Source organism: Bradyrhizobium sp. USDA 4503, assembly GCF_054055815.1.
On the sequence record NZ_JBSRXS010000001.1, the window covers coordinates 4,778,848 to 4,791,810 of the forward strand.

Annotated in this window: 14 protein-coding genes; 5 read left to right on the plus strand and 9 right to left on the minus strand. The window is 64.8% G+C overall.

Annotated features, from left to right (window positions below; all coding sequences use genetic code 11):
- Nucleotide 1: 1 nt before the first annotated feature.
- Nucleotides 2-379, plus strand: a complete 378-nt coding sequence (locus tag ACVMIH_RS23070; RefSeq protein WP_016845302.1) for a response regulator — start codon at nucleotides 2-4, stop codon at nucleotides 377-379.
- A gap of 171 nt (nucleotides 380-550) precedes the next feature.
- Here the strand turns inward: ACVMIH_RS23070 and ACVMIH_RS23075 are convergent, their stop codons facing one another.
- The 3 genes from ACVMIH_RS23075 to ACVMIH_RS23085 all read right to left on the minus strand — a co-directional run bounded on the left by ACVMIH_RS23075 (nucleotide 551) and on the right by ACVMIH_RS23085 (nucleotide 5,692).
- Entirely contained in the window at nucleotides 551-928 is a 378-nt protein-coding gene (locus ACVMIH_RS23075) for a TadE/TadG family type IV pilus assembly protein (protein WP_225164603.1), read from the minus strand.
- Nucleotides 925-2,754, minus strand: coding sequence for a TadE/TadG family type IV pilus assembly protein (locus ACVMIH_RS23080; protein WP_456863457.1), 1,830 nt, complete (start codon nucleotides 2,752-2,754; stop codon nucleotides 925-927). Before ACVMIH_RS23080 ends, ACVMIH_RS23075 begins: the two co-directional genes overlap by 4 nt.
- Before the next feature lie 319 nt (nucleotides 2,755-3,073).
- Nucleotides 3,074-5,692: a TIGR02302 family protein gene (locus tag ACVMIH_RS23085; protein WP_456855184.1), complete on the minus strand. Its 2,619-nt coding sequence runs from the start codon at nucleotides 5,690-5,692 to the stop codon at nucleotides 3,074-3,076.
- 172 nt (nucleotides 5,693-5,864) lie between these two features.
- Here ACVMIH_RS23085 and ACVMIH_RS23090 point away from each other — a divergent pair, with 172 nt between their 5' ends.
- On the plus strand, nucleotides 5,865-6,248 hold the full coding sequence (locus tag ACVMIH_RS23090) for a carboxymuconolactone decarboxylase family protein (RefSeq protein ID WP_018268955.1): 384 nt from the start codon (nucleotides 5,865-5,867) through the stop codon (nucleotides 6,246-6,248).
- A gap of 198 nt (nucleotides 6,249-6,446) precedes the next feature.
- Nucleotides 6,447-7,358, plus strand: a complete 912-nt coding sequence (locus ACVMIH_RS23095) for an NAD(P)-dependent oxidoreductase (protein WP_253588807.1) — start codon at nucleotides 6,447-6,449, stop codon at nucleotides 7,356-7,358.
- A gap of 236 nt (nucleotides 7,359-7,594) precedes the next feature.
- Here ACVMIH_RS23095 and lysA read toward each other — a convergent pair whose 3' ends face one another.
- The 3 genes from lysA to argH all read right to left on the minus strand — a co-directional run bounded on the left by lysA (nucleotide 7,595) and on the right by argH (nucleotide 10,636).
- On the minus strand, nucleotides 7,595-8,860 hold the full coding sequence (gene lysA / locus ACVMIH_RS23100) for a diaminopimelate decarboxylase (protein WP_057017759.1): 1,266 nt from the start codon (nucleotides 8,858-8,860) through the stop codon (nucleotides 7,595-7,597).
- Between the two features lie 16 nt (nucleotides 8,861-8,876).
- A complete protein-coding gene (gene lptM / locus ACVMIH_RS23105) occupies nucleotides 8,877-9,146 on the minus strand; it encodes an LPS translocon maturation chaperone LptM (protein ID WP_057017758.1) in 270 nt (89 codons plus the stop codon).
- 92 nt (nucleotides 9,147-9,238) lie between these two features.
- On the minus strand, nucleotides 9,239-10,636 hold the full coding sequence (argH, locus tag ACVMIH_RS23110) for an argininosuccinate lyase (protein ID WP_057017757.1): 1,398 nt from the start codon (nucleotides 10,634-10,636) through the stop codon (nucleotides 9,239-9,241).
- Nucleotides 10,637-10,762: 126 nt separating this feature from the next.
- Between argH and tlpA the strand changes: the two genes are divergently transcribed.
- Nucleotides 10,763-11,443, plus strand: a complete 681-nt coding sequence (tlpA, locus tag ACVMIH_RS23115; protein ID WP_168857833.1) for a thiol:disulfide interchange protein TlpA — start codon at nucleotides 10,763-10,765, stop codon at nucleotides 11,441-11,443.
- Here tlpA and ACVMIH_RS23120 read toward each other — a convergent pair whose 3' ends face one another.
- The 3 genes from ACVMIH_RS23120 to ACVMIH_RS23130 all read right to left on the minus strand — a co-directional run bounded on the left by ACVMIH_RS23120 (nucleotide 11,444) and on the right by ACVMIH_RS23130 (nucleotide 12,507).
- Nucleotides 11,444-11,632, minus strand: a complete 189-nt coding sequence (locus ACVMIH_RS23120) for a putative motility protein (protein ID WP_253625359.1) — start codon at nucleotides 11,630-11,632, stop codon at nucleotides 11,444-11,446.
- Between the two features lie 70 nt (nucleotides 11,633-11,702).
- The gene (locus ACVMIH_RS23125; RefSeq protein ID WP_057017783.1) at nucleotides 11,703-11,921 is read right to left on the minus strand and encodes a helix-turn-helix domain-containing protein; all 219 of its coding nucleotides are present in this window, start codon (nucleotides 11,919-11,921) and stop codon (nucleotides 11,703-11,705) included.
- A gap of 10 nt (nucleotides 11,922-11,931) precedes the next feature.
- Complete coding sequence (locus tag ACVMIH_RS23130; protein ID WP_063790103.1) at nucleotides 11,932-12,507, minus strand: DUF2975 domain-containing protein; 576 nt, start codon at nucleotides 12,505-12,507, stop codon at nucleotides 11,932-11,934.
- Nucleotides 12,508-12,703: 196 nt separating this feature from the next.
- On the opposite strand from ACVMIH_RS23130, the gene ACVMIH_RS23135 reads away from it, so the two are divergent.
- Complete coding sequence (locus tag ACVMIH_RS23135) at nucleotides 12,704-12,961, plus strand: hypothetical protein (RefSeq protein WP_092080523.1); 258 nt, start codon at nucleotides 12,704-12,706, stop codon at nucleotides 12,959-12,961.
- The last annotated feature ends 2 nt before the right edge of the window (nucleotides 12,962-12,963 follow it).

Genomic DNA, 12,963 nt, shown 5'->3' on the forward strand with positions numbered 1-12,963 from the left:
CATGACGCGTGTTCTGATCGCCGACGACGAAGACTCAATGCGCTCGCTGGTGGCGCGCGCCATCGCCATGGACGGCCACGAAACCGTGACCGCGCAGGACGGCGCCGAGGCGCTGGAGGTGCTGACGCGCGACGAAGGCGCGTTCGACCTTCTGCTCACCGACATCCAGATGCCCGTGATGGACGGCATCGCGCTGGCGCTGACCGCGGCGCGCGACTTCCCTGCGCTGAAGATCCTGCTGATGACCGGCTTCGCCCATCAGCGCGAACGCGCCTCCGGCCTCGAGGCGATCGTGCATGACGTGGTGACGAAACCGTTCTCGGTGGCCGATATCCGCACCGCAGTCGCGGACGCGCTGGCGGCGCGGAAGGCCGGCTAGTGTGCTGAATGCGAAGTTCGTGCGATTTCGCGGCAGCCACTTTCACGAACTTCGCATTCATAAAGCACACTAGAATCATCAGTTTGCTAGTGTCCTTATCGAATCCGAAGTTCGCTCCGAAGATGGGGCAAATGATGCGAACTTCGGATTCGGGACACTAGGGTTATGAGCTCAACTCGGAAAGCATGCCCGGGCGGTCAGCGTCACCGGGGACAGATTGAGAAATTGCGCAAATTGAAATGCATAACTCGCGCTGACCACGTTGCCGCAGGCTGACGTGGAATAGGTGAATGTCTGCGCCGGGAGCGTGAGGCCGAACGCCTGCTGCGCGGCGTAATTCGTGATGGCGCTCCCGCTCGGACAGAGCGTGCTGTTGACGGTCGCGCAACGCGCCGCCATTTCGGTGCCGTGCTGCAGCCCGAGCTGAGTCCAGAACAGCAGTCCGAATTCGATGATGCCAAATATGAACAGGAAGAACACGGGAGCGGTCAGGGCGAATTCCAGCGCGGAGGCCCCTCGATTGTCCCGCCATAGCGGTGTGAGTTTCACTGCAGCCTCGCAGTGGACTGGGCGCTATAGGTGTAGGAGGCCGCCACAATCTGATAATTGATCAGCGTGTAGTAGGTCCCTTGCGCCGAAACCATGGCATATGTTCCGGCCTGCGCGCCGCTGGGGCAGACCGCACCGCAACTGACGGTGCTGACCCCCGAACTGGTCGGGCACCCGCAAAACTGGTACGGCTTGGGCGAAGCATTGATGGCTGTGGAATTCGTGGCGGCTGTTACGGCGCTGGTGACGCCAGTCTCGTCAAAGCCGCGCACGATGGCGTATTGCGCTCCCGCCTGCGCGGCATTCTCGACCTGCATCTTGCGATAGAGCGCGAGTCCGATGTCGGTTACCGAGACGACCATCAGGGACAGCAACGGGATCATGATCCCGAATTCGATGGCCGCGACGCCGCCCCTGTCGTGAACGGCGGTGCGCACAAGCCGCGTCAGAGAGAAAACCAATCGACCACGGCTGTTGGATGAGGATCTCTGGATTTGCATCGGGGCCAACCTCACTCGATGAGTTGCGCGGTTTGCGTGCCTATCGTCGCGGTGCCGAGCGCCGAACAATTGACCTGAAGGTTCGACGTGCCGCTGAACGTCAGCGTGTCCGCGATGATCTTGGTGCATGATGTGCTTGTGCCGTTGCCACCGCCGAAGCTGAGGTCGGCCTTCGGCAGGTAGATGGCGCCGCCGAAGTTCTGGGTGGCACCACCCCGTGAGATTAAAGGTAGTCCCGGCCGGCATGTTGCGGTCGCCATACATGACGATGCCCTTCGTGGAGCCGGAGGTCGGCGCCGTCAGATCGACGATGGCGTTGCTGCCGATCGAAGCCGTGCCCCACTTGCTTCCCGAGCCCGTAAAGACCAGGGTCACGCCGCTGCCCGTGATGGTGGCGTTGCCCGCGACGCTCAAGTTCGAGCCGTCCAGGTAATAGATGCCTGGATCGAGGTTCAGCGTTGCGCCGGCGTTCACCGTAATGCTGCCCGAGTAGCAGCCGGGGCTGAGGGAGTTCGTCTTTCCGTTGGAATTGACCGTAATCTTGGCGTTCGTGCAGCTCGGCTTCGACGGCGGAGAGACGTTCGCATACGGGTCAGCCATTGGCTTCACATGCGTCTTGACGCCGTTGGTGGCCGTGATGTTGCTGGTGCCGGAGACGTCGCCGACGACGCCGACCTGATTGGCGGCGACCGTCGCGCTGCCGGCCACGTTGAGCGATGGGCTTGCACCCGAGTTGCTGTAAAGGTTGCACTTGATCAGGTTGAGCTGGTTGCCGCCGCTCACGTTGACCGCGGGACTGGCGCTGGCGTTGAGCGCAAGCACGCAGCCCGTCCCGGAATTCGGCAGCGCGACCGCGCGCGCGGTGACCGGCACCGGGGCCGAGCCGAACAAGGCTGACAGCAACCGCTGTTGCGGTTGGCTCACGATGACTTCGACCGCCTGCAGGTTCGACGTCTGACTGCCGGTCTTCGGCGGTTGATTCACCCTGACCGTGACGTTGTTCGCCCCGTTCGCGTAACCGTAGTTTGCCGTGACCGCATTGGCTTCGGACAAAAGGTCGGCGCCTGCACTTGCCGCCGTTGCGGCGCTCACCGCGCCGGAGTCGGCGGCACTCTGCATGTTCTTATGTTTGTAGTACCACCATCCCACTTCGGTACCCAGCCCTGCCGTGCCGACCAGGACCGGCATGAGCAGCGCTGAAATGATCACATAGCTGCCCGACTGGTCTCGAACGAATTGTCGAACCAAGCTGGTCTGATGTTGGTGCCGGCGAGTAATACCCAATGGCCGGTATGACGATGCAATGAATAAACGGCTGTGCCTCATGTGCTCTCCTGAGACGCTTGCCAATTTTCCGAAGTAAGGTGACGCAAGCGACTTAAATGCGCACCAACGGGAACCCGACAATTTTAGGAAAATTGTGCGCAACGGGCGGACGACACCCGGTCCCGATCGCACCGATTGGAATACGGGGCGCGTAGCCCGCAGAAGCTGACGTCCGCTGGCTTACGACCGTCGTGCAGATTCCGCGTCATTCCAGTGGAAGCGCGGCATACAGGTCGCCGTGGCCGTTCGATTCAAAGCGCCGATGTCTCGTGAGTAGGCACGAGCTTTCACGGATGACGACAGTCGAAGGACGAGGCGCTCAATAATCCTTCAGCAGCCGCTCGATGTAGTCGAGCTCGATCTGCGGCCGCGACGGATCGGCGAGGCGGCGGCGCAGCTCTTCGAGGATGCGGCGGACGCGCTGCACGTCGATCTCGCCGGGGATCTTCACCGTGTAGTCGTCGCCGAATTCCCGGCCATGCAACGGGCGGCCGAGCGGATCGGTCTGGTTGCCGCCGCTCTGCTGGCGGCCGGCGCGGTTGCCGGGGTTGTCGCCCGGCTGGTCGCCATCGCCCTGCTGCATCGCGTCGGCGAGGCTCTGGGCGCCCTTGCGCAGCGCATCCAGCGCACGGCCCTGCGAATCCACCGCGCCGTCGGCATTGCCCTCGCCGAGCCGCCCGGAGGCATCGCCCATCGCGGAATCGGCCTGGTCGAGCCCGTCATCGCCGTCATCGCCCTGGTCGCCGCCTTGATCGCCCGGCTGCGCCTGGTCGCCCTTCTGACCCTGGCCTTTCTGGCCCTTCTGGCCGCGCTGGTCCGGTCCCATGCCGCGCTTGGCGAGTTCTTCCTGCAGCTTCTTCAAGCGGTCGCGCAGCGCCTGCTGGTCCTGCTGCAGGTCGCCCATCGACTGCTCGCCCTGCTTGCCGCGCATGCGGTCGCGGCGGGAATCCTGGCCCTGCTTGAAGGTCTTGTCGCGCAATTGCTGCTGCTTGCGGATCATGTCGCCGAGCTCGTTGAGCGACTGCTGCATGTCGTCGTCGCCCTGATTGGGCTGCGCCATTTGCAGGTTTTCCAGCATCTGCTGCATCTGCTCGAGCAGCTGCCGCGCCGCATCCTTGTCGCCGGAGCGTGACAGCCGCTCCATGCGATCGAGCATGTTCTTGAGATCCTGCTGGCTCAGCACCTTGGCATTGGGATCGAGCGGCCGGGCGAGCTGCTGCGGATTGTTGCGGAACTGCTCGACCATCTGGCGGAGGAAATTGTCCAGCGCGGCGCGCAGATTGTCGGTGAGCTTCTTGATCTCCTCGTCGGTCGCGCCGCGCTCGAGCGCCTGCTTGAGCGCGTCCTGCGCCGCGCGCAGCGCCTTGTCGACGTCCGAGATATTGCCGTCCTCGATGGTGACGGCGAGCGACCACAGGCTGGCGACCACCTCGCGCAATTGGTCGTCGGTGCGCGCCGCCTCAAGCTGCCGGCTCACGGTGTGCAGGCCAAGGTAATAGCCGGTCTCCGGCATGAACATTTCGGGCGCGATCATCAGCGCCTCGAGCGCGGCGAACACCTGGCCGTTCTGGTTGGCGTCGAGCGCCAGGATACGGCGCTGCTCGATCAGCGCGCGCGCCAGCGGCTTGGTGAACAGGCGCTCCGGCAGCCGCATGTTGAACGGCTCGCTCTTGCCCTCATTGCCGGCCTCGTCCTTGGCCGTCAGCGTCAAGGTCACGTCGGCGCCGGCATAGGGATCCTCACTGAGGTCCTTCACGGTCTGGCCGACGCCGTTGCGGGTGCGCGCATTCGGCAGCACCAGCGCGAATTGCGGCGGCTCGAACAACGGCCGTGGTTGCGCCGCCTTGCCGTCGGCATCCTTCTTGCCGTCAGCCTCCTTCGGCGCATCGGTCGGCCGCACCGCGAATTGCGCGCGCGCTTCGCTGACGCCGTAATCGTCCTCGAGCCGGTAGGACATCTGCAGCGCGCCGCGCGCCTGCCGCTCCGGATCCTTGGCGAGCGCAATCGACGGCGGGCGGTCCGGCGTCGCGGTGAATTTCCACTGCGGCTGGCCGGCCGGCGCACGGACATGCGCGGTGCCGTCGCCGGTGATCTTGAAATGCCGCTCGTTGGTGCCCCTGGGCGCCTGCCCGTCCGGCGCGACCTCGGTAACACCGCCACCGACGACGACGTCGATGCTGCCGCCGCTGGAGCGCACCAGGAGCGTGCTGCCGGCCGGAACCGCGAGCGGGGTGGTGTCCGCCGCGTTGGCGTCCTTGTTGGCGTTGGACAGAATGATCGGCGGCTTGCCGGTGTAGTTGGGCGGCGTCACCCAGGCATCGACCCGGATATTGGCCGGCGCCATGATGCCGTTCCAGTCGAATGCGGAGGCGACCCGCAGGCCGCGCTCGTCGCCGGCGGCGACATAGCTCGCGACCAGCATCACGATGACCAGCGCGCGCAGCGCCCAGGGGTCGTGCAGCGACACGCGCGGCCGCGGCAGCCCGGCGCGGATGCGCTTGATCGAGGCCAGCGTGCGCTCGCGCTGCGCCTGCCACAGCGCCAGCGCAAACGGGTCCTTGTTGGTGAGCGTGTCGGAGAGCGTGGTCGCCGGACGATGGCGAATGCCGGCGCCGCGGTCGAGCCGGCTCAGGCCCTCCTCGCGGCTCGGCCAGCGGAAGCGCACCAGCGGCGACAGCGCCGCGAGCGCGGCAATCGCGAACAGGCCGGCACCGGCCACGCGTGCGACAAACGGCAGCACCAGCCACAACCCGGCCCAGGACGCGACCAGGAACAATCCTGCGACCGTCAGGAACCGGGCCAGATGCGGCCAAGCCCGTTCCCACCCAATCGCGAACCTTGCCCGCTGCAGAGCCTCTGTCAGTTTCAGCCGCGCGATCGCATCGCTGTCGCGGACGGCGCGTGACGGGTCAGAGGGGTCGATGTTGGCTCCGCTCAATAAAATCTCCGGGGTAGCCGGCAGGTCAGCCTAGCACGGCGGCGGCTTTGAGGCACCCGTTCCAGGCAGTAACCCACACCGGGAAATACGCATAACACGAAGGCGTGACTGCGGCGGTTCGACCCCGTAACGTCCCGGCCGAACCATCGCATTAACGCATGAGGAACGCGATATGGACCAAAAAACGCACGACAAGGGGCTCGAAATCCGCAAGGCGGTGCTGGGCGAAGCCTATGTCAACAATGCGCTGAAGAATTCGGACAGCTTCAACAAACCATTCCAGGAACTGGTCACCGAATATTGTTGGGGCGCGGTCTGGGGCCGCGAGGAACTGCCGCGCAAGACCCGCAGCATGCTCAACCTCGCCATGATCTCGATCCTGAACCGGCCGCACGAATTGAAGGCCCACATCAAGGGCGCGCTGACCAACGGCGTATCCCGCGACGAAATCCGCGAGATCTTCATGCAGGTCTCGATCTATGCCGGCATCCCCGCCGGCGTCGACAGCTTCCGCATCGCGCGCGAGGTGTTCGCCGAACTCGACAACAAGGCGTGAGCGAGCTCCACTCGTTGTCGTCCCGGCCAAGCGAAGCGCGAGCCGGGACCCATAACCACAGGTCGTCGTGGTTACGACGGCTGTGGCCCCGACTGCACCAAACAACTTAGTCCTGGGGTTATGGGTCCCTGCTTTCGCAGAGACGACATCGTGTGGGAGGCGCGCATATCGCGCACAACGACATAGAGGAAACGACTCATGGAAATCGGATTCATCGGCCTCGGGAAGATGGGCTTCCCGATGGCACGCCGGCTGATCGAGGCCGGCCACAAGCTCACCGTGTTCGACACCAGCAAGGACGCGCTCGACAGGCTGGTCGCACTCGGCGCGGTGGCCGCAACCTCGCCCAAGGACATCGCCGACCGCGTCGAGACCGTGATGGCGAGCCTGCCCTCGCTGCAGGCCTCACTCGAGGTGGCGACCGGCGCGGGCGGCGTGATCGAGGGCACGCGCGTCAAACGCTTCATCGACCTCTCCACCGTCGGCTCGCGGATGGCGGTGAAGATCCACGAGCTGTTGGCCAAGAAGAACATCGTGCAGATCGACAGCCCGGTCTCCGGCGGCGTCGCCGGCGCCGAGAAGGGCACGCTGGCAGTGATGGTGTCGGGCCCGCGCGCCGATTTCGAACTGGTGAAGGGCGCGCTCGACGTCATCGGCAAGGTGTTCTTCATCGGCACCAAGCCGGGCTCCGGCCAGACCATGAAGCTCGCCAACAACTTCCTGTCGGCGACCGCGATGGTGGCGACCTCGGAGGCTGTTGTGATGGGCGTCAAGTCCGGGCTCGATCCGGCCGTGATGATCGACGTCATCAATGCCGGCTCCGGGCTGAACACCGCGAGCCGCGACAAGTTTCCGCGCTCGGTCTTGCCGCGCAGCTTCGACTTCGGCTTCGCCACCGGCTTGATGGTGAAGGACGTGCGGCTTGCGGTCGAGGAAATGCGCGCGCTCGGGCTGTCGATGGAAGTCGCCGAGGCGGTCGGCCGGCTCTGGGAAGTCATCATCCGCGACGAGGGACCGGAGTCGGACTTCACCGCGGCGATCAAGCCGATCGAGAAGGCCGCGGGCGTGATCGTCGGCGGCGGCAAGGGCGGCGCGCACGCCGCGAAGTAACGCTCTCGCCGAAATAAACGCTGTCGTCCCGGGCAAGCCAACGGGTCGGCGCGAAGCGCCGCCCGATGACAGGCTCCGCGCGACCCGGGACCCATCACCACAGCACTTCGTGGTTTAGCTGAGCTGCGGCCCCAGCTCAGGACAACAATCAGGAGCGGTGGTTATGGGTCCCTGCTCCCGTGCGCAATTGCGCACTAGGCAGGGACAACACCGTTAGTGAAGCGCGACACCGGCCATCACAGCCACGGCGCCGGCTTGTCCATCGCGATCAGGGCGTCGACGTCGATGCGCGGGCGGACCACGGCGTACTGGTCGTCTTTGACCAGCACTTCGGGCACCAGAGGCCGCGTGTTGTAGGTGCCGGACTGCACCGCGCCGTAGGCGCCGGCGGTCATGATCGCCAGCAGATCGCCGGCCTTCGGCTGCGGCAGCGCGCGATCGAGCGCGAGGTAATCGCCGGTCTCGCAGACCGGGCCGACTACATCCGCGACCATGGTCGGGGTGCCGGGCGCGGGCTGGCGCACCGGCAGAATGTCGTGATGCGCTTCGTACAGCGTCGGCCGGATCAGGTCGTTCATCGCCGCGTCGATGATGACGAAGTTCTTGGCATCGCCCGGCTTCACATGGATCACGCGGGTGACGAGGATGCCGGCATTGCCGACGATCATGCGTCCCGGCTCGAACATCAGCGTGCAGCCGAGATTGTGCGTGACGCGCTTGACCATCGCCGCATAGGCGTCCGGCGCCGGCGGCGCGGCGCGATCCATGTAGTAGGGGATGCCGAGGCCGCCGCCGAAATCGATATGCGAGATGTCGTGGCCGTCGGCGCGCAGCGTCTGCACGAATTCGGCGAGCAGCCGGAAAGCGACCTCCAGCGGGCCGAGATCGGTGATCTGGCTGCCGATATGCACATCGGTACCGGTGACCTTGATGCCCGGCAGCTTTGCCGCGCGGGCATAGACCTCGCGGGCGCGGGCGATCGGAATGCCGAACTTGTTCTCGGACTTGCCGGTCGAGATCTTGGCATGGGTGCCGGCATCGACATCGGGATTGACCCGCACCGAGATGCGGGCCGTCTTCTTCATCTCGACCGCGAGACGCGACAGCATCTCGAGCTCCGGCTCGGACTCGATATTGATGCAGAGGATGTCAGTTGCGAGCGCGGCGCGCAGCTCGCCTTCGGTCTTGCCGACCCCGGAGAACACGATCTTCGAGGGCGGAATGCCGGCCGCCAGAGCCCGCTTCAACTCGCCGCCGGATACCACGTCGGCGCCGGCGCCGAGCTTGGCCAGCGTGCGCAGCACCGACTGATTGGAGTTCGCCTTCATGGCGTAGCAGACCAGCGCCTTCTCGCCGGCGAAGGCTTCGGTGAAGACGCGGTAGTGACGCTCCAGCGTCGCGGTCGAATAGCAATAGAACGGCGTGCCGACGGCCTCCGCCAGCTCAATGAGATTGACCGCCTCGGCATGCAGCACGCCGTTGCGATAGTCGAAATGGTTCATGACACGCTTTTAAATACTAATTGCCGAGCAGCGGATCGAGGAGGAAGGGCCGTTTATTGCCTCGCGGCGCGGCCGGCGCGGCCTCCGAGCCATAGGTCGGATTGAACACGCTGGGCTGCGCCGCCCGCTCGCTCTCGGTGTCGCTCGGTGCCGCGCCCGGCGCGACGTTCGCGGTCGGCGGCAGGTCGAGCGGTCCCTTGCGGCCGCAGCCGCCGAGCGCCAGCGCGGATACGCCCAGCACAATGATGGCCCATCCCGAGGGGGTCAGGCGGTTCTTGCTAATCACGACGAATTCCCCAATTCGGGCGGCACCATACAAACATTGGCGTGCTCTGGCGAGAGGCGGAGCGCCATGAAATCACGGCCAAATTTTCCGGTTCAGCCCAATTTTCGCTCTTTTTCCAGCCGCTTGGCCCAGGCCTTGGCCTGCGCCATCACATTCTTCGGCGCCGTGCCGCCAAACGAGGTCCGGCTCTGCACAGAGGATTCGACGCTGAGCACCCTCAGCGCGTCGGCCGTGATCTTCGGCTCAACCTCCTGCATGGCCTTGAGCGGCAGCTCGTGCAGCGCCACACCCTGCTTCGATGCCAGGCCGACGATGCGCCCGGTAACGTGGTGGGCGTCACGGAACGGCATTTTCAGGGTGCGGACCAGCCAGTCGGCGAGGTCGGTCGCGGTGGCATAGCCCTCGCCGGCGGCGGCCTTCATCCTGGCCTCGTCCGGCACCAGGTCCTCGACCATGCCTGTCATGGCGCGAATTGCCAGTGACAGCGCCTCGAAAGCCTCCATCGCGCCCTGCTTGTCCTCCTGCATGTCCTTTTGATAGGCGAGCGGCAGGCCCTTCATCACGATCAGCAGCGCGGTGAGCGCGCCGATCACGCGGCCGGTCTTGGCACGCACCAGCTCGGCCGCGTCCGGATTGCGCTTCTGCGGCATGATCGACGAGCCGGTGGTGAACTTGTCGCTGAGCTTGACGAGGCCGACCAAGGGCGAGGTCCAGATCACGATCTCCTCGGCGAAGCGCGACATATGCACTGCGCAGATCGCGGCCGCCGACAGCGTCTCCAGCACGAAATCGCGGTCGGATACCGCGTCGAGCGAATTGGCCATCGGACGGTCGAAGCCGAGCGCCTTTGCGGTCGTGGCGCGGTCGATCGGAAACGAGGTCCCGGCGAGCGCGGCCGCGCCCAGCGGCGATTCGTTCAACCGCTTGCGCGCGTCGGCGAAGCGGCCGCGGTCGCGGCTGGCCATCTCGACATAGGCTAGGAGATGATGACCGAAGGTCACGGGCTGCGCGGTCTGCAGATGGGTGAAGCCCGGCATCACCGTGCCGGCATGCTCCAGCGCGCGGGCGACCAGCGCCTGCTGGAACGCGGCCAGCGCCGCATTGGTCTCATCGATGGTGTCGCGGACATAAAGCCGGAAATCGGTCGCGACCTGGTCGTTGCGGGAGCGCGCGGTGTGCAGCCGGCCCGCCGCGGGCCCGATCAATTCGGACAACCGCGACTCGACATTCATATGAATGTCCTCGAGCGCGCGCTTGAAATCGAAATCGCCCTTGCCGATCTCTGACAAAATCGTGTCTAGACCTTTGCCGATATTTTTCGCATCAGCGGACGTGATGATGCCCTGCGCAGCGAGCATCGCGGCGTGGGCCTTGGACGCGGCAATGTCCTGGGCATAAAGGTGACGATCGACGTCGATGGAGACGTTGATTTCCTCCATGATCGCGTCGGGACGTTCCGAGAAGCGGCCGCCCCACATCTTGTTGCTCATGACATCTCGCTCACGAATTCGTATTTCAGCCTTGCGGTTTCATGGCCGGAGGCGGCGAAACAGCACCGCAGTTCCGGTCGTATTCCCGGCACTGCTTAGCCACATCGACCCAGGATGACAAACGATATGCCCGAGACGACCCAACCCAACCCGACCGCCAGGCCGACCGCCAAGTGGCGCATCCCGCTGGTGATCGGCGCCGTGCTGGCCGGGGCTGTGATCGGCTATGCGGGGGTCTCCAGCCTCAAGCATCCCGCGGGCGGCGATATCGCCTGCAACAGCGCGGTGGCTCTTGCGAAGAAGATCGCCCCGCTTGCCCACGGCGAGGTCGCGGCGCTGACCATGGCGACCACCCCCTTGATGCTGCCCGACCTGACCTTCGAGGACGCCAACGGCCAGCCGAAGAAGCTCTCGGACTGGCGCGGCAAGACCGTGCTGGTCAATTTGTGGGCGACCTGGTGCGTGCCCTGCCGCAAGGAAATGCCGGCGCTCGACAGCCTGCAGACCAAGCTCGGCGGCAAGGATTTCGAGGTGGTCGCGATCAACATCGACACCCGCGACCCGGACAAGCCGAAAAACTTCCTGAAAGAGGCCAATCTGACCAGTCTCGGCTATTTTTCGGATCAGAAAGCCAAGGTTTTTCAGGATCTTAAGAACATAGGCAAGGCGCTGGGCATGCCGACCTCGGTGCTGGTCGACGGCAAGGGCTGCGAAATCGCCAATATCGCCGGTCCCGCCGAATGGGCGAGCGACGACGCGATCAAGCTGGTGAAGGCCGCGCTGCAGCCAGCCGCAGCCGGGTTCTGATCAGGCGACGGTGTCGAGGTTGTCGCCGATGCCGGGCGACAAATTCGCGGTGGAAGGCGTGCCGAGCAGGGTCTGAACCGCGAACTTCTCGGCGTCGAGGTTCTGCTTGGTCACGCGGGTTGCGATCTCACCCTGCAGACTACCCTGCTGCATCGACAGGATGCTGGTGACCATGCTCATCATGTCCATACGCGGCACTCCCAAAACTGGGGTTTGAGGTAACGCGCGAAAGTTAATGCTTGGGTAATCGATGGCCGCGTCAGGCTGACGCATCGTCCGCTTCATGGCGCAAGAGGTCGCCGGGCTGGCACTTCAGGTAAGTGCAGATCCGCTCCAGCGTATCGAAGCGGACACCCTTCACCTTGCCCTGCTTGAGCAGGGACAGGTTGGCCTCGGTGATCCCGACATATTCGGCAAGCTCCTTCGATTTCACGTTGCGCTCGGCGAGCATCACATTCAGCCTGACCCGGATCGGCATCGCGAATGCCTCAGACGAATTGCGCGTGCTCATCGGCGATCGCATTGGCCTCGGCCATCACCCAGGCCGTGACCGCGACCAGGCCGGCGAACAGCAACGCGAGTAGCGTGTCGGACCCGAACGCGACGACGATGGATTTGCCCTGCGCGTAGGTTTGCCAGCTCAGCAGGATCGAGAGCAGCGCGCCGATCAACGGCTTGAGCAAGGTCGAAACCAGCATCGCGATCGCAAGGTCGCGCAACCTCGCCACGTTGTCGGCCGTGAAGAAGCGCCCCTGCGCGAACGCATTGAAGCAGCCGCGCACGCGCGACAATCCCCAGATCAGACCGGCGAGCGGCAACGCCGAGACCGCGAGGCCCATCAGCCGCACCAGCCAGCCGACAGGATGGAACGCGATGCCGGTCAGCCCGGCGTCGCGCAGGATCGCTTGATCCGGGCTCGCCACCCAATAGGCCAGCAATCCAACAGCAAGCAGGAGCGAAATGCCGATGCAGGCGTAGGCGAGCACGCGGCTGACCGCGCGGATGCGTTCGAGGCGCGTTGGCCGTGCGGATCGGGAAAGCTCTGACGAGAGGGACGCGGACATGCTCGACCTTGATGGTTGTTGACCTTATATTATTGTTTTACGATAATTAATATCTGCAAGTCAACATACATCGAAAGGCCAATTCATGCTGAACCGCCCGAGCCGCGCCATCTGCGCCCTCCTCCTGTTGACGACAGCCGCGCACGCTCAACCCTCGACATCGCGTGGGCAAATCTCCGTCGCGCAAGTCAGGGCCATGCTGGATCAGGCCGCCACCAATCCGACCGCGCGGCAGGCCCTGACGGCCTATCTGGCCGGCGCCGGCGAAACCACCGGCTGGCTGCTCGATGCAGCGCACGGCGTGCCACCCTGCGCCCGACGGCTGACGCTCGACGCCCAGCAGGCCCGTGACGCGATCGCCGGCGCGGCAACCACCGCTGCGACCGAGACACCGGCAACGCCGCTGATCATCCGCGACATGCTCAAGCGCGCCGGCTGCCGTCTGACAGAATGAAC

Coding starts and splice junctions, on each gene's coding strand:
- ACVMIH_RS23070 (WP_016845302.1), top strand. CDS start 2: ATGACGCGTGTTCTGATCGCCGACGACGAAGACTCAATGCGCTCGCTG.
- ACVMIH_RS23080 (WP_456863457.1), bottom strand. CDS start 2,754: ATGAGGCACAGCCGTTTATTCATTGCATCGTCATACCGGCCATTGGGT.
- ACVMIH_RS23090 (WP_018268955.1), top strand. CDS start 5,865: ATGGACCAAAAAACGCACGACAAGGGGCTCGAAATCCGCAAGGCGGTG.
- ACVMIH_RS23095 (WP_253588807.1), top strand. CDS start 6,447: ATGGAAATCGGATTCATCGGCCTCGGGAAGATGGGCTTCCCGATGGCA.
- lysA (WP_057017759.1), bottom strand. CDS start 8,860: ATGAACCATTTCGACTATCGCAACGGCGTGCTGCATGCCGAGGCGGTC.
- argH (WP_057017757.1), bottom strand. CDS start 10,636: ATGAGCAACAAGATGTGGGGCGGCCGCTTCTCGGAACGTCCCGACGCG.
- tlpA (WP_168857833.1), top strand. CDS start 10,763: ATGCCCGAGACGACCCAACCCAACCCGACCGCCAGGCCGACCGCCAAG.
- ACVMIH_RS23120 (WP_253625359.1), bottom strand. CDS start 11,632: ATGGACATGATGAGCATGGTCACCAGCATCCTGTCGATGCAGCAGGGT.
- ACVMIH_RS23125 (WP_057017783.1), bottom strand. CDS start 11,921: ATGCCGATCCGGGTCAGGCTGAATGTGATGCTCGCCGAGCGCAACGTG.
- ACVMIH_RS23130 (WP_063790103.1), bottom strand. CDS start 12,507: ATGTCCGCGTCCCTCTCGTCAGAGCTTTCCCGATCCGCACGGCCAACG.
- ACVMIH_RS23135 (WP_092080523.1), top strand. CDS start 12,704: ATGCTGGATCAGGCCGCCACCAATCCGACCGCGCGGCAGGCCCTGACG.